The sequence below is a fragment of the Clostridium neonatale genome, assembly GCF_001458595.1.
Classification (GTDB): domain Bacteria; phylum Bacillota; class Clostridia; order Clostridiales; family Clostridiaceae; genus Clostridium; species Clostridium neonatale.
Genome location: NZ_LN890328.1, coordinates 403741 through 430351, shown reverse-complemented (window position 1 = coordinate 430351; position 26611 = coordinate 403741). Strand labels below are relative to the sequence as shown.

General features: G+C 28.1%; 24 protein-coding genes. 2 read left to right on the top strand and 22 right to left on the bottom strand.

The window, feature by feature from the left end:
• Nucleotides 1–4: 4 nt before the first annotated feature.
• The 12 genes from hisZ to BN2920_RS09025 form a co-directional block, all read right to left on the bottom strand.
• Entirely contained in the window at nucleotides 5–1150 is a 1146-nt protein-coding gene (gene hisZ / locus BN2920_RS09070; RefSeq protein ID WP_058294697.1) for an ATP phosphoribosyltransferase regulatory subunit, read from the bottom strand.
• A gap of 223 nt (nucleotides 1151–1373) precedes the next feature.
• The gene (locus BN2920_RS22360; protein ID WP_268259116.1) at nucleotides 1374–1508 is read right to left on the bottom strand and encodes a hypothetical protein; all 135 of its coding nucleotides are present in this window, start codon (nucleotides 1506–1508) and stop codon (nucleotides 1374–1376) included.
• Complete coding sequence (locus BN2920_RS22355) at nucleotides 1508–1630, bottom strand: hypothetical protein (RefSeq protein WP_268259115.1); 123 nt, start codon at nucleotides 1628–1630, stop codon at nucleotides 1508–1510. Before BN2920_RS22355 ends, BN2920_RS22360 begins: the two co-directional genes overlap by 1 nt.
• 128 nt (nucleotides 1631–1758) lie before the next feature.
• Nucleotides 1759–2916 (bottom strand): tRNA uracil 4-sulfurtransferase ThiI, encoded by a 1158-nt coding sequence (gene thiI / locus BN2920_RS09065; protein ID WP_058294696.1) that lies wholly within the window; start codon nucleotides 2914–2916, stop codon nucleotides 1759–1761.
• A gap of 49 nt (nucleotides 2917–2965) precedes the next feature.
• Complete coding sequence (locus BN2920_RS09060) at nucleotides 2966–4120, bottom strand: cysteine desulfurase family protein (RefSeq protein WP_058294695.1); 1155 nt, start codon at nucleotides 4118–4120, stop codon at nucleotides 2966–2968.
• Between the two features lie 283 nt (nucleotides 4121–4403).
• Nucleotides 4404–4883: a peptide-methionine (S)-S-oxide reductase MsrA gene (gene msrA, locus BN2920_RS09055; RefSeq protein WP_058294694.1), complete on the bottom strand. Its 480-nt coding sequence runs from the start codon at nucleotides 4881–4883 to the stop codon at nucleotides 4404–4406.
• A 99-nt stretch (nucleotides 4884–4982) separates the two neighbouring features.
• The gene (locus BN2920_RS09050) at nucleotides 4983–5891 is read right to left on the bottom strand and encodes an NAD(P)-dependent oxidoreductase (RefSeq protein ID WP_058294693.1); all 909 of its coding nucleotides are present in this window, start codon (nucleotides 5889–5891) and stop codon (nucleotides 4983–4985) included.
• Nucleotides 5892–6053: 162 nt separating this feature from the next.
• Nucleotides 6054–7070 carry a transcriptional regulator gene (locus tag BN2920_RS09045; RefSeq protein WP_058294692.1) on the bottom strand — a complete coding sequence of 339 codons (1017 nt, stop codon included), beginning with the start codon at nucleotides 7068–7070 and terminating at the stop codon, nucleotides 6054–6056.
• 335 nt (nucleotides 7071–7405) lie between these two features.
• On the bottom strand, nucleotides 7406–7843 hold the full coding sequence (locus BN2920_RS09040; RefSeq protein WP_058294691.1) for an ACT domain-containing protein: 438 nt from the start codon (nucleotides 7841–7843) through the stop codon (nucleotides 7406–7408).
• Nucleotides 7843–8742 (bottom strand): homoserine kinase, encoded by a 900-nt coding sequence (gene thrB, locus BN2920_RS09035; RefSeq protein ID WP_058294690.1) that lies wholly within the window; start codon nucleotides 8740–8742, stop codon nucleotides 7843–7845. The genes BN2920_RS09040 and thrB overlap by 1 nt, the downstream gene beginning before the upstream one ends.
• Before the next feature lie 20 nt (nucleotides 8743–8762).
• Entirely contained in the window at nucleotides 8763–10217 is a 1455-nt protein-coding gene (thrC, locus tag BN2920_RS09030) for a threonine synthase (RefSeq protein WP_058294689.1), read from the bottom strand.
• A gap of 266 nt (nucleotides 10218–10483) precedes the next feature.
• Nucleotides 10484–11422: a DUF6414 family protein gene (locus BN2920_RS09025; protein ID WP_058294688.1), complete on the bottom strand. Its 939-nt coding sequence runs from the start codon at nucleotides 11420–11422 to the stop codon at nucleotides 10484–10486.
• Between the two features lie 272 nt (nucleotides 11423–11694).
• Between BN2920_RS09025 and BN2920_RS09020 the strand changes: the two genes are divergently transcribed.
• Nucleotides 11695–12669, top strand: a complete 975-nt coding sequence (locus BN2920_RS09020; RefSeq protein ID WP_058294687.1) for an alpha/beta hydrolase — start codon at nucleotides 11695–11697, stop codon at nucleotides 12667–12669.
• An 890-nt stretch (nucleotides 12670–13559) separates the two neighbouring features.
• Here BN2920_RS09020 and BN2920_RS09015 read toward each other — a convergent pair.
• The 10 genes from BN2920_RS09015 to BN2920_RS08970 form a co-directional block, all read right to left on the bottom strand.
• Nucleotides 13560–14117 (bottom strand): DUF3867 domain-containing protein, encoded by a 558-nt coding sequence (locus BN2920_RS09015; protein ID WP_058294686.1) that lies wholly within the window; start codon nucleotides 14115–14117, stop codon nucleotides 13560–13562.
• Nucleotides 14118–14451: 334 nt separating this feature from the next.
• Entirely contained in the window at nucleotides 14452–15474 is a 1023-nt protein-coding gene (locus BN2920_RS09010; protein WP_058293044.1) for an IS6 family transposase, read from the bottom strand.
• 190 nt (nucleotides 15475–15664) lie between these two features.
• Nucleotides 15665–16720 carry an ABC transporter substrate-binding protein gene (locus tag BN2920_RS09005; RefSeq protein ID WP_058294685.1) on the bottom strand — a complete coding sequence of 352 codons (1056 nt, stop codon included), beginning with the start codon at nucleotides 16718–16720 and terminating at the stop codon, nucleotides 15665–15667.
• A gap of 149 nt (nucleotides 16721–16869) precedes the next feature.
• A complete protein-coding gene (hemL, locus tag BN2920_RS09000; RefSeq protein WP_058294684.1) occupies nucleotides 16870–18159 on the bottom strand; it encodes a glutamate-1-semialdehyde 2,1-aminomutase in 1290 nt (429 codons plus the stop codon).
• Between the two features lie 98 nt (nucleotides 18160–18257).
• The gene (gene hemB / locus BN2920_RS08995) at nucleotides 18258–19223 is read right to left on the bottom strand and encodes a porphobilinogen synthase (RefSeq protein WP_058294683.1); all 966 of its coding nucleotides are present in this window, start codon (nucleotides 19221–19223) and stop codon (nucleotides 18258–18260) included.
• 351 nt (nucleotides 19224–19574) lie between these two features.
• Nucleotides 19575–21038 (bottom strand): uroporphyrinogen-III C-methyltransferase, encoded by a 1464-nt coding sequence (gene cobA / locus BN2920_RS08990; protein WP_058294682.1) that lies wholly within the window; start codon nucleotides 21036–21038, stop codon nucleotides 19575–19577.
• 37 nt (nucleotides 21039–21075) lie between these two features.
• On the bottom strand, nucleotides 21076–21948 hold the full coding sequence (hemC, locus tag BN2920_RS08985) for a hydroxymethylbilane synthase (protein ID WP_058294681.1): 873 nt from the start codon (nucleotides 21946–21948) through the stop codon (nucleotides 21076–21078).
• Nucleotides 21949–21999: 51 nt separating this feature from the next.
• Nucleotides 22000–22671, bottom strand: coding sequence for an NAD(P)-dependent oxidoreductase (locus tag BN2920_RS08980; protein ID WP_058294680.1), 672 nt, complete (start codon nucleotides 22669–22671; stop codon nucleotides 22000–22002).
• Nucleotides 22629–23837 (bottom strand): glutamyl-tRNA reductase, encoded by a 1209-nt coding sequence (gene hemA / locus BN2920_RS08975; protein WP_058294679.1) that lies wholly within the window; start codon nucleotides 23835–23837, stop codon nucleotides 22629–22631. The genes BN2920_RS08980 and hemA overlap by 43 nt, the downstream gene beginning before the upstream one ends.
• Nucleotides 23838–23997: 160 nt before the next feature.
• Entirely contained in the window at nucleotides 23998–24849 is an 852-nt protein-coding gene (locus BN2920_RS08970; protein WP_058294678.1) for a 4Fe-4S binding protein, read from the bottom strand.
• 407 nt (nucleotides 24850–25256) lie between these two features.
• Here BN2920_RS08970 and BN2920_RS08965 point away from each other — a divergent pair, with 407 nt between their 5' ends.
• On the top strand, nucleotides 25257–26579 hold the full coding sequence (locus tag BN2920_RS08965; RefSeq protein ID WP_058293045.1) for an IS3 family transposase: 1323 nt from the start codon (nucleotides 25257–25259) through the stop codon (nucleotides 26577–26579).
• Nucleotides 26580–26611: the final 32 nt, after the last annotated feature.

The following is a 26611-nucleotide window of genomic DNA, read 5'->3' as shown; positions in this document are numbered from 1 at the left end:
AATACTATTTGACCCCTTCCTTAATTATCTTAACTTCTTCTAGATCTTCTTTTGGCATTAATTCTACTATATATCCTTGATTTCTGAGTTCCTGGCTTTTTTTAATTGCTTCTATTTTATTTTTTTCACTATAAAATATTTTATAAGCTTCATACTCATATTTAAGAATATCATTTACATCTACAATTGGTATAACTGAATTTATATCAATAGAAAATCCTACCGCTGGTAAATAATCTTTATGTGGTTTTATTAAATTATTATATCTACCGCCTCTTAGTACAGTAGTACCCACACCATCAACATACCCTTTAAAAATAATTCCAGTATAATAATTAAGCCTTGGTATCATTCCTAAATCAAAAGTTACATTATCTCCATAACCTAATTTTTCTAGATCTAAATATATTCTTTCTAAATAATCTAAATTTTCTTTTATAGAATCATTAAATGCTAATTCTTTCGCTTTTTCTAATATTGATTTATCTCCAAACATCCATGGAAGCTTATTGAAAAATACTTTATATTCATTTTCAATATTTAAATCTTCTAAGTATTCCTCTAAACTTTTTAAATTCTTCTCATCAATAAATTTAGCTATTTTACTTTTGCACTCTTCATCTATATCTGTATTAACAAATGCACCATTAAAAAAACCTATATTACCAATTTCAAGTTTAAAATCTTTTAATCCTAATTTCTTTAATCCCTCTAATGCTAAAACAAGTATTTCTAAGTCGGATTCTTTTTCACTAAGTCCTATGAGTTCTACCCCAATATCGGTATATTCATTTCTTTTTCCCCCAAGGCTTTTATGAACTCTAAATATATTAGAATTATATCTAAGCTTTATTGGTAAGTCTGTATCTTTAAGTTTAGTTTCTACAACTCTTGCTATTGGAACTGTCATATCAGGTCTAAGAACTAAAATACGCCCCTTATTATCAAAGAACTTATACATATCTTCTTCTCTAAGGGTATTAGAATTATGATTGAAAGTTTCATAATATTCTACAGTAGGAGTAATAACTTCTTTATATCCCCACTTATTAAAAAGTTCATCTATATCTCTTTCTAATTGTTTTTTAACAATACATTCATTTAATATTAAATCTCTTGTTCCTTCTGGAAGAACATTTCTTTGCCCCATTGTTACCCCACCTACAATCATTTATTAATTTATCAATTTAGCGTGCTAAATTGATGCTATAATAATAATAATATCTTATTCTAGCAATATTGTCAATCACTTCAAAATATTTTCTTCTTATTTCATTTTCTAACTTCTAAATATATAATTTGTTCAAAAGTAATTCATTTAAAAAAGGAGTGGTGTATGATTAATATAAACTTTCATACATTACTCCTTATAATTATTTAACTTCATCTTCATTGAGTCTTTCTATTCCTTCTTTATCTAATCTATGAATAACCCACTGTTTTTTAATCTTTTCTCCTAAGCTACTATAGAAATTAAGAGAAGATTTATTCCAATCTAGGCATACCACTAAAATCTTTCACATTTTTCATATGTAGCCAACTCTTTAATTAACTCTAAAATTATTTTTGCATCTTCTTTTGTTGTTTTTTTAAATCTTACATTCTTAATATTAGTATCAATATAATTCATTTTATTTCTCCTTTAATTTTATAATCATTCTTTTAATTCACATTCTTTACAATATATTTTAATATACCTTACAATACATAGAAAAGACTGTTTATAATGATTTAATATTCATTATAAACAGTCTCATTTTAATATGTTACAATTTCCATATTATCAATTGCAACATTAACTAATTCATCTATATCTAAATTTTCTTCTTGCTTTATGATCGGCTCAAGTTTTGGATTAGTTTTAGGATGTTTTGGAACAAATATAGTACAACAATCCTCATAAGGTAAAATAGATGTTTCATATGTTCCTATTTTTCTCGATATATCCATTATATCAGTTTTATCCATTGCAATAAGTGGTCTAAATGCTGGTCTATCTGCACAATTGTCACTTACTATAAGACCATCCATAGTTTGACTTGCAACTTGACCTATACTTTCTCCTGTAGTTACTGAATCTATATTATATTTTTCAGCTAATTTACAAGCTACTCTCATCATGAATCTTCTCATTATAATTGTTAATTCATCTTCTCTACAATTTTTTATTATACTCATTTGAATATCTGTAAATGGCACAATATATAAATTAATTCTTTCAGTATATGTAGATAATATCTTAGCTAAATCTTTAACCTTATCTTTTGCTCTTTCTGAAGTATAAGGATGACTATGGTAATAAACGCAGCTTACTTCAACACCTCTTCTTGCCATAAGATATCCAGCTACAGGTGAATCAATTCCTCCAGAAAGCATTAGCATTGTGCTTCCATTCATTCCATATGGCAATCCAGCTGCACCTTCTGTTATATCTGAATTTGACCATATATATGCATAATTGTTTCTTATCTCAATATTAATTAAAATATCTGGATTTTTAACATCAACGTTTAAATCTTTTTCATAATTTGCTAATATATATCCGCCAACCGTTCTAGAAACTTCCATAGAATTCATTTCAAAGTTTTTATTTGCTCTATTAGTTTTTACTTTAAATGTTTTTCCTTCACATTTCTTTATTTTATCTAATGAAACTGCCTTTATCTCATCTAAATCTATGCTTACTTCTTTAACAACACATACTTCTAAAATACCAAATACTTTCGATATTCTCTTTACACTTTCTTCAATTTCATCTGTTTTGATAAAGTATCTTCCACTATCATGAATAAATTCAACTTTTATATTTTCAAGCTTCTTGCATATATTATCTCTTAATTTCTTTTCAAATTTACCTCTATTTAATCCTTTTAAAAATATTTCAGGTGCATATTTTACTAATATTAATTCTTTCATATTTTCCTCCTAAATTCATTTAGTTATAAATATTTTACTTCCAAATGATTTACCTTATTTTATTAAGTATTCTTAAGAACACCAAACCATTTTTTAATTCTTCAATAACATAGTCAACTTCTTCTATATTATTATCATCTGAAAAAGAAAATCTAATTCCACCAAGTATTTCATCTCTATCTAAATTAATAGATTTTAATACATAGCTTCCCCCTATTTTTTCACGTTCTTTTGATGAACATGCTGATCCAGTTGATATATAAATTCCTTTTTCCTCTAAAAAGTGAAGTAAAACTTCTCCTTTGATACCTTTAAAAGAAACATTTAATATATATGGTGAAAAGTAATCATTATTTAAGCTATTTATAGTTATATCTTCTATATCATTAAGCTTTTCTATAAATCTTTGTTTAATGTCAAATACTTTTTGATAGTTATTTTTCATATTTTTATTAACTATTTCTGCTGCTTTAGCCATTCCCATTATAGCAGCAATATTTTGTGTTCCTGCTCTAAATCCAAATTCTTGTGATCCTCCATTAATTAGAGGGTTTATATTATTTGTTTTTTTTATATATGTAAATCCGCATCCTTTAGGACCATGAAATTTATGTGCACTTGCACTTAAAAAGTCGATATTCATCTTTTTAACATCAATTTTTAATTTTCCAAAGCTTTGTACAGCATCTACATGGAACTTTGCTCTGCTGCTGTTACTTTTTATTATATTCCCAATGGACTCTATATCCTGAATAGTTCCTATTTCATTGTTTACATGCATAATTGATACAAGTGCCGTGTCTTTTGTTATAGATTCTTTAAGATGTTCTAAATCAACTCTTCCATCTTTGTCAATTTTTAAAAATGTAATTTTAACATTATCTTCTTCTAGCTTTTTTAATGTATTTAAAATAGAAGCATGCTCAAATGGAGTTGTTATAAGGTGACTTCCAGATTTTAATACACCTTTAAGTATTAAATTATTTCCTTCGCTTCCACCCGAATTAAAATGGACCTCATTTGCTTCAGCATTTATTATCTCTGAAATTACACTTCTACACTCTTTTAATTTTCTTTCACTCTTTAATCCTAAGTTATGAAGTGATGAAGGATTTCCATAATACTCTTTCATACCTGTTACTACTTCTTCTATAACATTATCATACATTTTTGTAGTAGAACTATTATCAAAATAAACTTCCATATTATCCTTCTTTCTAATTGATATTGTACCTAAACTGCTAATATATATATTATTCTTATAAACTTACTATGCTTTAGCATTTTTTATTATAGCAAAAAAAGAATTATACTTAAAGTACTTTTTATTATAATCACCCACCACAAAAAAATACTATGCTTTGAAAAAATCAATAACATAGTATTTAATACTTTTCATTTTATGAAATTTTTAACTAATAATTAAATTTATTTCACTTAATAGTATTTAACTGTAAGTAAAAAAGCGATGCTAACTTTTTATTCTTCTATTTAATATAATCAGGTATATGGCAATATCCATTTGGATTTTTCTTTAAATACTTCTGATGATATTCTTCCGCTTTATAATAGTTCTTTACTGGCTTCACTTCTGTCACCACTAAATTTTTGTAAAATGAATCCATTTTTCTTTTACTTATTATAATATCCTTTAAATCTTCTTCATCAAAATAATAAATTCCACTTCTATATTGTGTTCCAACATCATTTCCCTGTTTATTAATAATTGTAGGATCTATTATTTTCCAAAATTTATCTAATAGTTCTGTTAGTGATATTACTTTTTCATCAAATTTTACTAAGCATATTTCTACGAAATCAGTATTTCCTGTGCATACCATCTCATATGTTGGACTTTCTATATTTCCATTTACATATCCTACTTCAGTTTCTACAACTCCAGGTATTTTAGAAAAAAACTTTTCCACACCCCAGAAGCATCCTCCCCCTAAAGCTATTTTTTTCATATATTCACATCCTTTGAACATATTATTAATAAATACATACTCTTTTAATTATTCCTTATTTCTATTTTTATAATCATACATTAGTATGATTTATCATTCCTATAAATAGTATTTAAGAAGTGCCTGTGTGCCAAGGTCATCCATCCCATCTTCACTTAGCTGCTCATACATCTTCAATACTATATCAAGCATTTCCAGCTTACTTCTATTTTTATTATTTTCAAATACATCACTACATATCTCTTTTGCTATGTGTGCAGATTCATATTCCTCTTTTGCAATGTGCATATCTTTTATAAAATGCTTTATATAAAACCCTGGATTAAAGTCTCCTTCTAACATACGTGAACCCATATTCTTCATTTGCCAGCTTCCTGCAGCACCTTCAGAAATACTATCTAACATTAATTTAGTATCTAATCCTTGAGCTTTCCCATATGCTATTGCTTCACACACACCTGACACAGCACCTGCTATTGCTATTTGGTTTGCCATTTTAGTATGTTGCCCACTGCCTGCTTTTCCTTCATATATTATATTTGTTCCCATAGATTCAAATATACTTTTATTTTCTTCAAATACCTCTTTATCACCACCAACCATAATTGATAATGTACCATTTTTAGCACCAACATCGCCACCAGATACTGGAGCATCCAATGCATATATTTTTCTCTTCTTAGCTTCTTCGTATATTTTTATTGAAAGAGTAGGACTTGTTGTTGTCATATCTATAACAACAGTTCCTTCTTTTATATTTTCTAAAATTCCTTCACTTCCAAAATAAACTTCCTCTACATCTTTAGGGTATCCAATAATTGTTATTATGATATCAGTATCTTTTACACATTCTTTTATACTATCTTTCCATAATGCTCCCATTTCAATCAACTCTAAGGCCTTATCTTTCGTTCTATTATATATAGTAACATCATATCCATCTTTCATAAGATTTTTTATCATAGACCTTCCCATGACCCCTGTACCTATAAATGATATTTTTTTCATCTTTATTCCTCCGTTTATTTGAATATCTTATTTTTTTGTTTTTATTAACACTTAATTTTAGTATAAGCATTTTTTCACAAATTTAAAATAGATATTTTATAATTGACTTTTATAAAAAAGATAGCCCGGAATCATCTTAAATCCAAGCTATCTAGATAGAAATTAATTCTTTGCATTAACTAAAACCTGTTTTTCAATTCCTTTAATCTTAACATCAACTTGCGAAAGAATATCAAATATTATACTTTCACTCTTTCTATTAATTATAGCAGTCTGTAACTGTTGCTTTAATATGTTTATTTCTTCTGTTAACTCAACAATTTCCTTATCTCTCTCTACTATGTTTCTATTTTTTAATGATAATTCATATTTCAATTTTTCTGATTCCTTAGTGTATTTATCCAATGCATTTTGAATATATTTCTGGGTATTATCATTTAATAAATCAATTTCTTCTCTATATATTTTTTCCTTGATTATGTTTAATATTTTATTCATATAATCATATTCAATATAAAAATTGTACTCATCTTTTGAGCCTAATATGCTTAAAAGTAAATTATTTATTGTATCTGAAACTTCTAATGCATATTTATACTCTTTATTATACACTTCACAAATCATAAATTTGTTAATTTTTTTATTTATATCTTCATGCATATAAAAATTAGTTTTTCTTTCATTATATATGTTAAAAAACTTTTGTGGCATAATATAGTCTTTTTCATCATGCCTGCTTTGTACTATAATCCCTCCGCATTTTGCTTTTTTAGTAATAATGAAGGAATAAAATCTTTTTATTAAATTGTTAACAGCCAATTCATATAAATCCTTTGACCGAAATCTATCCTGCTTTATAGAAGTTGATACAATTGAGAACTTTAAATTCTTTAAAAATTTTGGTAATACTGATATTGTCTTACCTAATATTTCACTAGCCTCGGCCAAGAAAACGTTTTCTGTTTCTGTTATGTTATTTATTCTTATGTCATTAGCCCCATCCTTATTTATTATTTGCTTCTTAAACCCTTTTAGCTTATCGGCAAGCTCACTATCTACAGCAGATAAATTAGTGCAATAATCACGTTCAAATATTACTCCCACCATAGAAAAATTATTTCCGTCACTATTACTATAGCATCCTCTCTCGTCAATAAACATTAAATACTCTTTACTCATATAACCCTCTCCTCCATAATACTATATTATTCTAAATACTATGCATATATATGTTTTATTATTATAAACATTTTTGCATTTAGATATAATAATATATTAATAACTATAATAGCTTATAAAAAATACCCACTTTAAAAGCTATATAATAATTATTTCCCATTAGTTTCTAATGACCACTTTCTTAAGCCCTTTAATAATATATTCAACATCGGTACTATTTTTTCCTTCTTTTTCCAAAAAGAAAATCTTATTACAAATTAATATATGATTATATCTCTTTATATAGAACTAAAAGCACTTAAGAAATATTATTTATATTTCTTAAGTGCTTTTAGTTATTCCATTCCTATAAACTCTACTTTTTCAACATTACGTATTTTTGTGAGCCCATCTGTTAATGTCTTTATATCTCCATTTAAAGTTGATAAATCTATGGTTATGCTTAAATTAGCATAACCATTTAGAGGAATACCTTGATTTATTGTTAAAATATCTCCTCCTGTTTCAGATATGTAATTACTTATAGCCGATAACATACCTCTTTCATTTTTCAAAATGAGGTTATATGTAATCTTTCTTCCTTCTGATGTTTCTGAAAAATCAAATACAAAATCTTTGTATTTGTAATATACACTTCTACTTATCCATGCAATTTTAACAGCTTCCGTAATTTCTTTAACTTTTCCATCCTTTAAAAGTTTTTTTGCAAAAAGAACTTTTTCATAGACATCTGGTAAAACTCTTTTGTCTATAACTAAGTAACTTCCATTCATTAGTAATCACCTTCTATAATGGTTGCCCCTTCATTATCTAAAGATAATTCTAATATATCCCATTGTAAATTTTCATGATTTAAAAATTCTCTAAGCTTATTGCTAAAACGCACATCCCTATCCTCGATAAGAGTCATGATTGTTGGACCTGCTCCGCTTAAATAGCAGCCTAACGCTCCAAGCTCATAGCTCTTATTATACACCTTTTCAAAACCAGGAATCAACTTACTCCTGTAATTTTGATGAAAGGCATCTTTACATGCAGTTCTTATTACTTCAAATTTTCCACTGCTTAAACAAGCAACCATTAGCGCTGCTCTTGAAACATTGTATACACCATCTTTCATAGTAAGCTCTTTTGGTAATACACTTCTTGCCTTTTCTGTAGATAACCTAAAGTTTGGAACTATAGTTATAAATTTCAAGCCTTCATGTACTTTAATTTTATCAAAAAAAGTTTTCTTGTCTTCAGTTGCTGCAACTACCATGCCCCCAAGTAGTGCTGGTGCAACATTGTCAGGATGCCCTTCAATCTCTGTTGCCATATCTAATAATTCATCTTTTGAAAACTTATTACCAAGTATTGCATTAGCTCCAACTAGTCCCCCAACTATACATGTAGAGCTGCTTCCAAGGCCTCTTGCTACTGGTACATCTTGCTTAATTTCACTAATTTCTAATCCTTTTATTTTATATCCAGCTTTATCAAAACAAAATTTCATTGCTTTATAAATTATGTTATCTTCATTACAGAACTCTTCTGGCATTCCTTTAAATTTTAAGCCATTTTCAATTTCACTAAATTCAAATTCATTATATAAATTTAACGCAATTCCTAATGAATCAAATCCCGGTCCCATATTAGCTGATGTAGCTGGTACTCTTACTCTAATACTCATAAAGCTTATCCCCTTTTGCCTTATTTCAAGAAAGATAATAGAGCATCTTTCATCTGGCTCTTATCCCATACTTCATCATGTAGAACTTTGGCATTTTCTAAGTTTGCTAAGTTCTTTGGAATATCAGTCTTAGTTTCTTCATGTAATTTTGTTAATACTTTAAAATCATCTATATCTTTAACATCAATATTTAATGCATTACAAATACTTCTTGGGAATTTGTATGGACTTGCTGTTGAAAGAACTAAAGCTGGTTTATCATCTCCAGTTTCTTTAACGTATTTGTTCTTAACTACATGTGCTACAGCTGTATGTGTATCCATAACATAATTTTCTTTTTCGTATTCTTCTTTTATTGCTGCATAAACCTCATCAGTTGTAGCAAAGTTTCCATAAAATTCTTTTATAAATGATTTTACTTTATCATTTACTTCATATACTCCTTTAGCATTTAGTGAATTCATTAATTCGCTAACTATTTCAGGATTTCTTCCACTTGCTTCATATAATAATCTTTCTAGATTTGATGAAACAAGTATGTCCATTGATGGTGATTCAGTTAAAATCAGTTCTCTCTTCTTATCATATACCCCTGTTTCAAAGAAGTCTGTAAGAACTTTATTTTCATTTGAAGCACATATAAATTTATCTATTGGTAATCCCATTTGCTTTGCATAATATCCTGCTAGTATATTACCAAAATTACCAGTTGGAACTACAACATTTATTTTATCATCTAATTTAATTACCCCTTGATTAACTAAATTGAAGTATCCATAAAAATAATATACTATTTGAGGTACTAATCTTCCAATATTGATTGAATTAGCCGAAGATAATATATATCCTTTTTGCGCTAATTTTGCTTTAAAATCATCATCTCCAAAAATTTGTTTTACACCTGTTTGAGCATCATCGAAATTCCCCTTAATTCCGATTACTTTAACATTATCCCCTTCTTGACTTGACATTTGTCTTTCTTGAATGGCACTTACTCCATTCTTAGGATAATACACAACTACTTTAAAGCCATCCACTCCTGCAAAACCTTCTAGTGCAGCTTTACCAGTATCTCCAGATGTAGCTGTAAGAATAGTAACTTCCTCTTTAATTCCTTGATTTTTTTTTGCTCTTTTCATTATTTGTGGTAAAAATAATAGTGCTGCATCTTTAAATGCACAAGTTGGTCCATGGTATAATTCTAAAAAGTTATTTTTTACTTTTACATCAAATCTATTGTTATATGCATCATTTATTGCCCCCATTAATTCTGCATCATCAATATCTGTAAAATATTCGTTAATAACTTTAAATGCTAATTCTTCATATTTTATATTTGTATTTTCTTTTAGCTTGTCATATACTTTTGGAAATTCATCTGGTACGTATAATCCACCATCTTTTGCAATACCATTAATTATTGCCTCTGCAGATGGTATTTCTTTTTCCAATCCCCTAGTACTTCTAAACTTCATTTTATCACCTCAAATAATATATTCAGACATTATTATACATATATAGATTGTCGACAATTATCAATATATAAATATATTCCATCTGTAGTATATATTATCATGTATCTTATTGATAAACAAGTGTTTTTCCTTTAAACACACAAATAAAATAAAATTTTTTCATATTTTATAAAAATTTTTCATATTTATTTTTAATGATATATTAAAACTAAACGTATTCTTATAATAATTTCTTAAAAACTACACTTTTATATGACTATTATTGCTCACATATATATATTTATCGGCATAACTTGAATTGCACATTTTTCCATCCTTAAATTAGGACATTGGGGAACAAAAATATCATTGTCTTCTAAGCATTTAATAAGACACTGAGATTTTTCAAAAAATTTTTCGTAAAATTCTTCTTGACCTGTTTTTCTTAACAAACTTATTGAATCGCAATCCTCGCTACACGTCTTTACTACTTTACCAACAATTTTACAATGACAGTTTATTTTATCAAATACACTACATTTATTATTCATGAAATTATCTGTACTTACAGTTAAAATTACAGTTCCATTACCAGACTTCATTATTACATCTTGTGTATTATTACAGCATAAGACTTTTTGCAGGTATGTTAACATTTTGTAAAACCTTGTGAACGTCAAATTACAACTACAATCTTTTGTAAGAGTATCTAAATAATCACATCCAAATACATCCATAAGATTTATTAATGTGTCTACATAAGATACGAGACTATTATTAGTAATTGTACCTTCCAATTCAATTATATCCCCAACCTCTATATTGTCATTTTCTATATCATCTTCATTTTTTTTATGAAGTTTTTCATTTTCATTGAAATAATCAATTAGATTTCTATTTAGCACAAAAGTAGTAAAGGTAGTTTGAACTTTTTTCTCTTCCCTTACACACCTTCTTGCATCCAATGCCCTGTCATAATGGTAATGCTCAAAATCATTATTGGAATCAAGTTTATTTTTATCTTTGAAGCCTTCTCTTTCTATTCTTGTAATACTGTCTTGACTAGTATTTTCACTTCTATGACCTTCCTGCATTCCTGCTGATAATGTATTGTCAAATGATTGTGTAAGTGTTACTGTTTCTATAAACCCTGTTAGAACTAGTGATGATAGATTTTTAACCAATATTTCATCTAAATATACAAGCACATCAAAAGGATTATTCATACTTTCTCCTTTCTATAATGTTAATGTATTTATGTATTTTCTCTCATATAATATATTCTAATAAATTGAAAATATTATTAAATTTATTTTACTCAGCAAATTTTATTCCATATTTAAAATAATTAATAATTCTATTCTAAATTTTTTTAAATATAATATAGTATATTTCAACATTTTTTTTATGAAATTAACTATGTTATAATTAAACTGACATTATAGAGAAGGGAGGAAATCTAATTATGCTTTGTAATAATTAGATTAAATTAAGACTTATGAAAAAATTTATTAAAAATATTCTTATTTTATTCTTAGTTGTAGTTTGTATCTTTTCAATTATTTTTCATAAGAGAATAATTTTATGTTATGGATTAATTGATAAATTCCTTTCTTTTAAAGATAATATTGCAGTTGCACAAGAAATTGATATTAATACATCTTCTACTGCTATGGACTGCCGTGATGTTCTTTATAAAAGCACTAATGGTGTACAACTTCATTTGGATATCTATAGTCCAATAAATCAAGTTTATAAATCTTCACCAGTTTTAATGTATGTGCATGGTGGAGCTTGGGCTTATGGTGATAAATCAATTCCTGATGTCTTAACACCAATTTTAAACTCTTTTAGAGAAGAAGGTTACACTATAATTAGTGTTGAATATGAACTTATGCATGATACTGAAAAATTTGATAAACAAGTATCTGATGTAAAAGATGCAATTAGATGGATCTATAAAAATAAAAATGTCTACAACCTTGACACTAATGAAATAGGACTAATCGGTGTTTCTTCTGGAGCGCATATCTCCATGCTTGCTGCATATAGTGATGAAAATTCATTTGAAGATGAGCCAGGTCTTATAGGCTATCCATCAAAAGTAAAATATTTAGTAGATTGTTTTGGTCCTACAGATTTGAGCTTATTAAATACTTCCGATTTAAATTATGATTTATCAAACATATTTTCATCTATTGATGATATAGATAAAACTAAGAAAATGTATAATCCTATTAATTATGTCAATAAAGACATTCCAAATACGCTTATAATTCATGGAAAAGCTGATGAACTTGTTCCTTATGAAAGTTCTGTGATGCTTTATGATAAATGCCAAAAAGAAAATGCCAAAAGTGAATTAATATTACTTGATTTTTCATCACACGATTTTTCTGGAATAAGTAAAGACGATATTATAAGTTTTTCTACTGGACTATTAAAATTTATAATATTAAATTCACCACTTTAAATAAGGGACGTAGAATCATGGTTTAGTGGATAACAACCGAAATTCAATATATGATATGCTCGTATTGTAGGAAAATTTGAGTTAAAAATTCTACAGACAGAGGCTGTGCCCAAAAATGTTTGCTCCAATAACAAGTATTTGACAAACAATTTTGGAACAGCCTCTGTCTAAGAATTTAATAACTCAAATTTTCAATACAATACTCCCCATATTCATATATTGAATTTCTTTGTTTTTCTCTAAAATCATAGATATCTAACTTTTTTAGCTATAATTTATGTTTTAGGAATATTTCATGCCTAAAAATATATTTTTCAATCACTTGTAATAATTTATGGCCCCCTGCATCACCCAATAAATAAGAAAAGTTCCGAATTGCAGCATAGCTGCTCTTTTTATAAGTGCACATTCTTAAGAATATATATCCTTATATTTATAAATTTATACCTTTTAAAAAATGATAAAATATTACCTTCTTAAATCTTTAACATCTATAAATAACTATTCCTTAATTTAAAAATGTATTTATGTATAGCAACAATAATACCACTACTCTGAATTTAGATGAAACAAAGAAATAAAGCTCTTATGTTGGCGGTGTCTTGCATTCAAAAATGACACTTTAGAATTCTTCATGTAGACTTGTTCCACAATTGTTTGTCCAAGGTATATTAAAGGAAACATCTTCATCAGTAGATTAAGATGGGCTATACTGCTAAGTTCGTACCTCACTAAGCATTATATGCCTTGGAGCAAACATTTGTGGGTACAATGTCTGCATGTTTGAATTCTTAGCGTCATTTTTGTAGCAAGCGAGCCACACATAAGAGCTTTATTTCGGTTATTTTTCACGAAACTTAGTACATACCTTATTTATGTTGTGTAAGATTCTAATAATTATAATTTTTACTATTTTCGCAGATTGAAATATCAAGTGCTTTATCATCAACAACTTTTTTGTATGAACATAAAAATTCATTTAATTCATTATCATTTAAATCAATACTTTTTTCGCTTATTAAAATTACTTTTTCATTTTCAAGCAATACTTTTACATCATTTTTATCATTTTTTATAAAGTATTCTGATATTGATCTAACAGAAATTCTATCTTTGTATTTTTCTTGAAAGCCCATTGTCTTTTTCACATTATCATAATTTAATCCAAGTCCTGAAAGATCAAATCCTGACATATTGAACTGATTTTCTAAAATTGAAGGATCGAATCCATATCTCTCTAAAAATTTCTTTTGAATATTAATTAATTTATCTTGAGATATATTGTTTTCTTCCATATATTTCATTATATTTTTTGAAAAGTCTGCCATATTTAATTTACCTTCAGCCATTTGATAATACATTGAGTATATGTATTCCTCAAATTTATCTACATCCTTATCTTTGGCTTTATTCTTTATTTCATTAAAATCTATAATTCTGTCAGACATATTAATCACTCCTTAATTACATTATATATAGTATTGCTTCTTTTGTTAATTATGATTACTATACTATATAAAAAATATAGTATCAATAATATTTATCATACTTTTACAATTTGTTAAATTATATTTTTATTATATCCTAAACATACTTCTTAAAACAAGAAAATGCTCTTAAATCAAATAGATTCTGTTAGGTTGTTATGAAAAAATAGCTTAACATTTCGTAGAATTACTCGCTCTTTGAAAATTATATAAGTTTGATTAATTTATTGCATGGCAAACAAGCTTGCAATAAATAGGATTTTTGCAGGTTAATCAAAGATATTAATTAACTAAATTAAGCAGCAACAAACCAAGAATGTTTAGATTTGCTATCGCTAGCGAAGCCGGCAACTTCAGCTGGAGTATGATTGTTTAATGATCCATGAGGTCTTATAAAGTTATAGTGAAAGATAAATACAGATATTAAGTTATTAGCTTTCTCGAATGAATTAAAGCCTTTTTTAGCTTTATACCAAGCTTTAAAAGTTTTATTGAAAGATTCTATAAGATTATTACTTGTATCACTGGACATTGGTGCTACAGGAATATGCTTAGTATTTGGCAAAACTTTAGCTACAGCTTGATTATATGAAGGCAATCTATCAGTAATGAAATTACTAGGTTCACCAAACTTTTTAGCTTGATTAATTAGAGTAAAAGCAGAATCTTCACTACGTGATTTCGTAAGATGAAATGCTAATATGAAGCGTGTTTCTGAGTCTATAGCAAGCCATAGATAATACTTTTCGCCATTTATAAATACAACAGTTTCATCAGCGTGCCAATCGTCAGATTGAAGATTTAACTGATCTTTAAAGGAATCAGCTTTCAGATTGAAGAATGGTGCAAATTTATGAGCCCAACTCGCTATGGTTACATGGGATACTTTTATATTTGCTGTTGTATGTAGGAAATGTGCAATAGCTCGTGTTGATGTATTATTTAAGAAATATAATGTCAATGCTGTAAGAATAATATGTAACGGAAAGCGCATTCCTTTCATAGAAAGGGAGCCGGTTAGCTTTTCACTAGATGCATCATCAATATTTAAATTATGATGATGTACAATTACATGATTACATTTTTTATTGCCACATTTATATCGATTATAGTGCTTATAAGAATGATGTAAGAATGTAGATTTACCACATTTAGGACACGTGGGGTATTTTGATTTCTTCGGCATGCTGACAGAGTCAGGAGCGAATTGGCGTTTGCAGTTCTTACATTGATATTTTTGGTTAGCCTGCTTATCCAAACCAAACTTATATAGTTGGTCAGAGTGACAGCGAGGACATTTTACTTTAGTTTTGTTCATTGTTCTTCTCTCCTTTTCTAGGGGGATAATTGGTTCTAGTCAAACTTATTATATTTTCTAGTGTTGAGAAGAGCAATGTTCATATAACTTAACAGAACGATCAAATAATAAGGGTTATATCAAAATGAATATTCAACTTTGATATAACCCTTCATATAATTTTTAATTATAATACATCTTCAGTATTTTTCTATTGATAATCTTTAAATTGAGTCCATGCATCTTCATATAATCTTAAGTTATCACCAAGATAATTATAGCTTTCACATTTCTTAAGTAATTCATCATCCATATATGCATTAGGATTATTTTTTACATTATCATCTTGTTCTTCTCTAGCTTCTTTTTGTGGTGTAGTGTATCCAATTTCATCAGCTGTTCTAAATGATGGATCTTTTTCACATAAATAGCTTATAAAAAGTTCTGCATTTTCTTTATTTTTAGTTCCTTTTGGAATGCATAAAGAATCAATCCAGAAATTTGCACCTTCTTTAGGCACTACAAACTTTAAATTATCGTGTTCAGCTTCAAGATTTAATCCTTCACCTGACCAAAGAATAGAAATTGCTGCTTCTCCTCTAGCCATTTTATCCGTATTATCATCAGCTCCAATTGCTAATAAATTACCGTTCTTTTTAAGTTCTATTAGCTTTTCCTTTGCTTCATTGATTTCATCTGGATTTGTTGTATTTAATGAATATCCAAGCATTTTTAATGTTGCACCCAATGTATCACGTACACCATCTAATAAAATTACATTTTTATTGTATTTAGTATCCCAAAGTGCAGTCCAGCTGTCTATTGGTTCATCTACATAATCTGTATTATAAACAAGTCCTATTGTACCAGACATATATGGTACTGAATATTCATTGCTTGGATCAAATGTTTTTCCTAAATGATCATCTGCTATCTTACTCATATTAGGTACATTACCAAAATTAATCTTTTCTAATTTATCTTCTTGTATCATTCTTTGTACTAAATAATCTATTGATACAATAACATCATATTGAGCTGCTCCTGATGCTATCTTTTGATACATTTCTTCCGGTGTATCATATACATCCTGGTTTACATGTATTCCATATTTCTCTTCAAATTCTTCTAAAATTCCTTCTCCAATGTTTTCTCCATAATTAAAGAAATTTATTGTTGGTTTTTCTTCTTTATTACAGCCAGCAAACATCATTGCCATCATGAATACTGCAACTAGCAAAGACAATGATTTTAATTTTCTTTTCATAAAAAAATTAATCCTCCTAAAAATAAGCTCTTTTAAAAACTGCATATTTTTATAAACTTACAATACAGTCTTTATAAAACATCTATATAAATAATAAACTTCTATTTGTTTATTAATTGATTGCTTTAGATTTAGTGGTTAACAATCTGTTATTTAGTTTCATTAATTGCAAACTCTTCAAATGCTTTTAAGTAATCTAAAACATGACTTTCTTCATGCTTTACACTTAAAAATACTGCTTCAAATTGTGATGGTGCAAAATTAAATCCACTTTTTATCATATGTTTAAAATATCTATTGAATCTTTCAATATTACAAGTTTTAACATCTTCATATGTCTTAACTTCTTTTAATTCTGTAAAGAATATAGTAAACATTCCACCAACTCTATTAATTACTAATGGTAATTTATACTTTGAAGATATACTAACTATACCTTCTTCTAACTTTTTACCAATAGATTCAATTTTCTCATAATATTCTTTCATATTATCTTTTAGTTTATTTAAAGTAGCAAGACCTGCTGCCATTACTATTGGATTACCTGACATAGTTCCAGCCTGATATACTCCTCCAAGCGGAGATAAGTTTTCCATAATTTCTTTTCTTCCACCATATGCACCACAAGGAAGTCCACCTCCCATGATTTTAGCATATGTAACAAGATCTGGCTTTATATTAAATAAGCTTTGTGCACCTTTGAAAGCTACTCTAAATCCAGTCATAACTTCATCAAATATTAAAAGTGCTCCATACTCGCTGCAAAGATTTCTAAGAGTTATCATAAAATCATCTTCAGCTTTTATAACTCCCATATTTCCTGCTACTGGTTCAATAATAACCCCTGCTATTTCTCTGCCATACTTTTTAAATAGCTGTGTAATTTGCGCTTTATCATTATATACACCAATTAAAGTATTTGCAATACTTTCATTTGGCACTCCAAGTGAATCAGGTACTCCTGCTGTCATAAGACCTGAACCTGCTTCAACTAAAAAGCCATCAAAATGTCCATGATAACACCCTGCAAACTTAACTATCTTATCTCTTTTTGTGTATCCTCTTGCAAGCTTTATGGCACTCATTGTAGCTTCTGTACCTGAGTTTACCATTCTTATCTTATCTATATTATCAAGATTTTCACACATAAACTTTGCAAGGTCTAATTCAAGCTTTGTTGGTGCTCCAAAAGCTAATGCTTTTTCACTTGTTTCTTTCACTGCCTTTACAACATCTGGATCACAATGTCCAAGTAGCATTGGTCCCCATGCTAAAACAAAATCTATATATTCATTATCTTCTTCATCTTTTATTATTACGCCATCACCTGACTTTATTATTGGCGGATTCATATCCATTCCTTTATAACATCTAACTGGGCTGTTTACTCCTCCAGGCATATACTCTTTTGATTCTTCAAATATTTCATTATTATTCATAACTTTTCCTCATTTCATAATGGTTTATAAGTTCTAAATTATATAATAACCACTCTTTTTATAAACACATATTCTTAGCATTACTTCTTCAATAATTTCTACTTATTTAAAAGTTTAGCTGCGTCTAATGCATGATAAGTTATTATTATATCTGCTCCTGCTCTTTTTATTGAAGTTAAAATTTCCATCATTACTCTTTCTTCATCTATAAGTCCTTGCTTTCCTGCTGCTTTTACCATTGAATATTCTCCACTTACATTATATGCAGCAAGAGGTAAATTAAAGTTATCTCTACATTCTCTAATTACATCTAAATAAGAAAGCGCTGGCTTAACCATTATAAAATCTGCACCTTCTTCTATGTCCATTTCTGTTTCTCTAAGTGCTTCCATTCTATTTGCCGGATCCATTTGATAAGTCTTTCTATCACCAAACTTAGGTGCTGAATCTGCTGCATCTCTAAATGGTCCATAAAAAGCTGAACAGTATTTAGCTGAATAACTCATAATGCTTACATTTTTGAATCCATTAGTATCTAAAGCATTCCTTATAAAACCTATTCTTCCATCCATCATGTCAGAAGGTGCAATAATATCTGCTCCTGCTTTTGCATGAGATACTGCTATTTTACCTAAATATTCTAAAGTTTCATCATTGTCTACATAGTCCCCATGTAAAATTCCACAATGTCCATGTGAAGTATATTCACACATACATACATCAGTAATTACAAGAATATCATTATTTATTTCTTTTATCTTCCTTACAGCTTTTTGAACTATTCCATCTTCTGCAAAGCTCTCTGATCCGCATGCATCTTTATGTTTTGGAATGCCAAATAGAAGCACACCTCCTACTTTTGCTTCTTCAACTTCTTTTATTACTTCATGCAATCTATCTATTGAAAAATGATAAATTCCTGGCATTGAAGATATTTCATTTTTAATATTTTCTCCTTCAACCACAAAAATAGGATAAATAAAATTCTTTGAATTTAGTGTAGTTTCTCTTACCATATCTCTTATGGCAGAATTTAATCTTAATCTTCTTCCTCTTTTAATCATTTAATTTCTTGGCCTTCCTTCTAAAAATAATTTTATGTATAATTCATATAAAAATATTATAATACTACCAAAAGAATATAAATTCTAAAATTCTTAAGTTTTAAAATTCTTAAGCAGAAAACTCAAATCTTAATTAGAGAATCCAAATCTTGCATTTGTTACGAATTATTTATACCTACCAATGCATATGAGAAGATGTTTTCTAAAATGGTAGGCTAAATATACTTAGCAAACCTTTAAAGTAGAGTTTTCTTAATCAGATATCCAAACCTAATATTTCGTGCATATCATGTCCCTAGATATCAATCTAAGTCAAATTTACTATATATAGTTAGTAATTATTTAAAATAATTACCTCAGTAAATCTATAATTTCATTCAAAAAGCCTTCTTCTGAATGCTCTCTGCATACATCTGCTATAATTCCATTTTCTCTTAGTGGTTTATTGGTTTTAGGTCCTATAGCTATAACATGTTTCTCTTTAATTGCATCAATACCAACTGCATCAATCATATTATAGACAGTTGATGGACTTGTAAAAAATACTACATCAACTTCTTCAAATGGTCTTGTATCTCTTATCTTTCCGCAGACAGTATCATAAATAAATACTCTGTCTACCTGTGTATTTTCATTTAAAAGCTGATTATATAAATCAGGTTTACTTAATGATGAACATGGAATTAGTATTTTTTGATTTTCCTCCAAATATGGTTTTAATTCTTTAAAAAGCCCTATACCCATAAATTCTCTAGCTTTGCAAAAGCATACTATTCCTCTTCTATTAAGAGCCTGCCATGTAGCTTTACCGACAGCCGAAATTTTTGCCTTTATATTTCTTATATCATATTCTTTTTCAATTAGATAATCAAAAAATATATTAACTGCATTTACAGATGTGAACAAAATATGATCATACTTATGTAATTTTTCTAAATACATATCTAATTTTTCTACTGTGCTTTTTATTTCTATTGCATGAAAGGATGTTACTTCTGCACCCAAATCTTTTAATTTTTCTCTTAATGATGCTCCTTGCTTTTCTGATCTTGTTACGCAGATGTTTTTCCCAAACAAAGGTTTATTTTCATACCAACTTAATTCTTCATTTAAATTAACAACATCACCAACAGCAATGATACATGGTGACTTTAATTCAGCTTTTCGTACTGAGCTAACTATATTCTCTAATGTTCCAACAACTTTTCTTTGCTTGCTGCATGTTCCTCTCATAACAACAGCACAAGGTGTAGCTCTATCTTTTCCATTAGTGATTAAGTTTTCTACTATATTTTCAAGATTGCTAAGCCCCATCATAAAGACAAGAGTTCCTTGTTCTTTTGCTAGAGCTTCAAAATTCACATTAAGATCATTTGCAGACATTCCAGTTACTACATGAAAGCTTTGGGCTATACCCCTATGTGTTATTGGAATTCCAGCATAATTTAAAACTGCAATAGGTGAAGTAACACCTGGAATAACTTCAAATTCTATATTTTCTTTTTTTAAAGCTAAAACCTCTTCTCCACCTCTTCCAAAAACATATGGATCGCCGCCTTTTATTCTGCCTACTATATGTCCTTTTTTAGCAAGCTCAACCAATAAAGCATTTATTTCTTCTTGTGTCTTATAATGAGTACCTGGCTCTTTTCCGCAATAGTATATTTCACATTCATCATTTAAATAATTTAATATATTATTTGAGACTAATCTATCATATAAAACTGCTGTACATTTTTTTAAACACTTAACAGCTTTTAATGTTAAAAGCTCCTCATCTCCTGATCCTGTACCAATTATATAAACTTTACTCATAAAGAATATCTCCTTTAAACAATTATATAGTATTTTGTTATTCTAATATTTTTTTAGCTAACTCATTTCCTAGGATTACATTATCATTTTTGCTTCCAAGAATATCTTTCTTTATAAGTTTTCCATTAACTTCAAACATACCTATCATATATAAATCATTATTTTGTATTTCTGAATATACTCCTATTGCACTATGACAATCTCCATTTAAAGCCCTCATAAAGCTTCTTTCAGCTTCAACAGTTAATCTTGCATTTTTATCCTCTAATGCTTCAAAATACCCCTTTGCTTCACTAATCTTTAAACATTCAACACCTAAAGCACCTTGTGCTACAGCTGGCAGTACAATTTTAGGATCAAAATATTCTGTTATTATATTTTCATTATTTAACCTTTTAAGTCCAGCAGCTGCAAGGATAATTCCATCAAGTTTTTGTTCTTCCATCTTCGCTAATCTTGTTTGTACATTCCCTCTGATTGGTACTATTTCAATATCACTTCTTATTTCTTTAAGTTCAAGAGCTCTTCTTAAACTGCTTGTTCCGATCTTAGCTCCAGAGTTAAGTTCTTTAAAAAGCATTCCTTTTCTTGATATGAATACATCTCTTATATCTTCACGTTCAGTTACAGCTGCTATTTCAAATTCTTCTGGTAATTCATGTGGTACATCCTTCATGCTATGTACTGCTCCATGTGCATGATTATTTAAAAGGGCTAATTCTATATCTTTAACAAAAAGACCTTTCCCTCCAATCTTATTTAAAGAAATATCTAACTTTTTATCTCCTTCTGTAACTATTAAAAGTTTCTCACTATCTATATTGCACTTCTCTTTAAGCTTTTTCATAACAATTTCTGTTTGCATTTGTGCGAGCTTGCTTTTTCGCGTAGCTATTATTAAATTTTTCATCAATTATCCTCCAAAAATGTTAACTATGACTGTTATCTTACCATTAAAATATTATTTCATTATATAATCCACAATCTCATCTGGGAATCTTCTTCTTAAAAACTCTTCATGATTATTTTCTTTATATAGCATTTCAAATTCTTCTGTTCCTATTACTTCTACAATATCTTTTTTATACTCTAATAATTCCTTTGAATTATTTCTAAGCTTTGAAGTAAATTCTATAAACTCATCATATTCATCTATAATATTTTTAATCTTTTTAGATATTAGTACTGCACCTTTTGGATTTCCTATTTTAGTATTTAAAGCAACCATTATATTTTTGCTTTGCCTCTCTACTGGCACAACTCCCATTCCATCTTTAAAATTTGATGAATCTATATATATTTTATAATTACTCTCACAGTATTCTCTTATTTGCTTTTTTAAATCATTATCATCTACAGCTATTATTATTATGTGCTTATCTTTTAAAAAATCTATTGTAAACTCTTCGTTTATAAGTATTAAATTGCATTCACTTGAAATATCAATTACTTCTTTGCTAAACTCTTTTGCAATTATTTCAACGTAACATCCATTCAAAGCAAAATGCTTTGCTTTTATAAATCCTGCTCTTCCAGCGCCTATTATTCCAACTCTAGTCTTACTTGACATTAGTCCAATATATGAATAATCTATTCTTTCATTTTGAATATCTTTTCGATTATCCTTAGACATTCATCACCACAACCTTTTAAAGTTTCTTCTTTTAACACATCTATTGCATTATTAATATAAAAATTTGATGTACTCTCAACAAGCTTATTTACAAGCATTATATGATCTTTGCTATTACTCTTATTTACAAATGTTTTTATTCTTTTTTCATTTACATCATGCCCCAATGATTTTAAATCTTTTATATGTGGAACAATCTCTCTTAATTTAAGCCATTCTTCATATTCATTTAGATACTCTGTTAAGATATATTTATGTTCTTCCATTTTTTTAATACGTAATTTTTTATTTTCATCATTCATATGACTTATTTCATCAATATTATAAACTTCTGTTCTGCTCAGATATGATATTTCTTCTTCAAAATCTCTTGGAACAGCTAGGTCATACATGTATAATTTTTTTCCTTTTTCACTTATATCTCTGTTTTTCACTATAACATGTGGTGCAGAAGTACATCCTATAACGCAGTCTACATCATTAATATATTTATTTTTATCATCAAAAGAAATCACTTCTATTCTAGCATCTTCTACTTCATTTACTATATTCATATTTCTAACCACTAAATATATTTTTGAAATCTTATGACATAAAAGATACTTAACTGCTAATTTTCCTACATCACCATATCCTAAAATCATATATGTACTACAAGCTTTATTTATACTTTCCTTTACAGCTATAGATACAGATGAAACTGGTATCTCATATAATCTTGATGTACTTTTAAACTTTTTTCCACATGAAAGTGCTTGCTGAAATAATCTTTGAAGTTCACATGTAACGCCTTTTCTTTTTACTGCTTCTTCATAAGCGCTTTTTACCTGTCCAAGAATCTGATCCTCTCCAACAATCTTCGAATGAAATCCTGAACACACTTCAAATAAGTGAGTATATGCACGTTTATTTTCTGATATAAAAATATACTCTTTATAATTAGTATTCCAATTGAATACTTCAAAAATCTTTTTTAATATTTCTTCATTATCCATGTCAAAAACATTAAAATAGATTTCTGTTCTATTACAAGTAGCTAGTATCACTACTTCTTTAAAAGATTTTAGTAATTTATCTATATATAAATCATGATTTTTACAAGTAACTATAAGCTTTTCCCTAACTTCTAATGGTGTATTTCTCTTTACCCCAAGCAAGCCTATCATATGTTTCACCTCAAATATTAATTGCATTATTATTATCATATATTACAATTTCTAATTATATATCATTAATTCTATAGTATATATTATCCTTAATAAAAAAAATAGTAAATGATGAAATATTAATAATATTTCATCATTTAGTATATCATATATGTTATTTCTATTCTAAAACTGCTTTTATAAATTCATCTTTTCCTATTCTATCCATAACATGAGATATTCTTTCACCTTTTATACCTACTTCTTTATAGTAATCCATAATCTTATCTATCATAGGTACAACTTCTTCTTCTTTGAAGATCTTTCCAAGTGAATCTCCAATTCTCATTGCTCTTCCAAATCTTCCGCCAACAAATATTTCAGCACCTTTTTCTTTTGCTACAGCTCCCTTAGTTCTACATAATCTTACACACTCACCGCAGCTAACACATAAATCTTTATTATAAACAATCTTTCTATCTACTACTTCTAATGCTTTTTGTCTGCATCCTTTGACACATAATCCACATCCAACACACTTATCTAAATCAAATTTAGGAACTGTTCTTCCAAGTACTCCAATATCATTTATATTAGCTTTTGCACAGTTGTTTGCACACCCAACTATACCTATTTTACATTTATGAGGTGTATCAGTTCCAAAATACTTATCCTCTAATTGTCTGCATATTTCTTGAGTATCAATGTTACCATGTAAACACACTGTTCCCTTGCAGGCTACAAGAGGTCTTATTTTTTGACCTGTTCCACCATGTCTTAAGCCTATTTTTTTAGCTTCTTCTATAACATTTTCAACATCCTCGTCTTTTATCCAAGGTACTTCTATTTGAAGTCTTGTTGTCATTCCACAGTAACCTCTTCCATATTTCTCAGCAATATAATTAATATTTTTCAATTCTTCTGCTGTGAAGTTACCTGCTCGTCCTAAAAATCTTACTGCAAAATGTTCATGATCATTTTGTAATAAAAATCCTAAAGCTTTTAATTCTTTTTGTCTTTTCGCATTAACCATATATTTTTGCTCCTTTTTATCTAAATATAGTTTAATTTTAACTAAAATAGTATTAAACTTAAACCCTTTTAGGACTTTTACTTTTATAATAAATATTTATTATAGCATAACAAATATTTATGGTCTTTTTATATTATAAATAAGCTGTTTTCTATATTATAGCTTCATTTGATATGTTAAGAAAATAATTTAGTATTAATATTTTTTAACATTCTTGTCACGATTTTGACACATACCAATAATATAATTTAAATCGTAAAGTAGTTAAACAATAATATTTACCCCTTATTAAATATTAAAAACATCTTATCCAATAAAATGGACCCTATATAGTAGACACTAATAAAAGAGTGTCTATCTATATAGAGTCTTTTTTTGTACAATAAATTTATGAGGTGATTTAATTAATGAGTAAGAAGACATTTTCAAATGAAGAAATCAAGAATTTATCTAAAAATAAGTATGTTAAAAAAATTAGTGATAAAGCTATTACATATACTAATGAATTTAAAATTCATTTTATAGCAGAATACAATAACGGAAAATCTCCAAGAGTAATTTTTCAAGAAGCTGGATTTGATGCTGAGGTAATTGGTTTAAAACGTATCGATTGTTCATCAAGCAGATGGAAAAAAGCTTATAAAGAAAATGGAGTTCTTGGCTTAGATGATACTCGTCGTAATAATAGCGGTCGTCCGCGTGAGCGTGAACTAACTAAAGACGATATTATAGCAAAACAAAATGCTGAGATTGAATATTTAAAAGCTGAGGTTGAGTTGTTAAAAAAATTAGAGCTGCAAGAAAGGCAGGTGAGAAAAGGTAAATTAATTGCAGCAGAAGCATTTTACTTAATAGAAAACTTGGCTAAAGGTTCTATAAATAACTTTAGTATTAGACATTTATGTGCTATAGCTGAAGTTTCACGTTCGGGTTATTATAGATATTTAAAAAGTAAATCATTAAAAATCGAACGTGATAACAATGATATAGTCCTTAGAAATAATATACTAAAAGCATTTAATTTTAAGGGATACAAGAAAGGATCACGTTCAATTAAAATGACTTTAGAAAATAGCTTTGGTATTACATATAATAGAAAGCGTATTCAAAGGATTATGAGAAAATATAATATACTTTGCCCAATAAGAAAAGCTAATCCATATAGAAGAATGGCTAAAGCAACAAAAGAGCATAGAGTTGTTCCGAATCTTCTTAACAGAAACTTTAAACAAGGGGTAGCTGGAAAAGTACTTCTTACTGATATTACATATTTACCATATGGTGCTAACCAGATGGCTTATTTGTCAACCATAAAAGACGCTTCAACTAATGAAATATTATCTTATAATGTATCAAATAGTTTGGAATTAGATATAGTTATGACCACCATACGTAATTTAATGTCTAATAAAGATTTTAAACCATCTAATGATGCATTTATTCATTCGGATCAAGGAGTTCATTATACTAGTCCTAAATATCAAAAATTATTAAAAGAAAATAATCTTGGACAATCTATGTCTAGACGCGGTAATTGTTGGGATAATGCCCCTCAAGAATCTTTCTTCGGCCATCTGAAAGATGAAGTTGATTATAAGAGTTGTACTACATTAGAAGACATCGAGAATTCTATTAATGATTATATTGATTACTACAATAATCATCGTTGTCAATGGAATTTAAAAAAGCTGACTCCTGTAGAATACAGAAATCAGCTTTCAGCGGCATAAGCATCTTTTTTTTATTGTCCTTGACAAAGGGT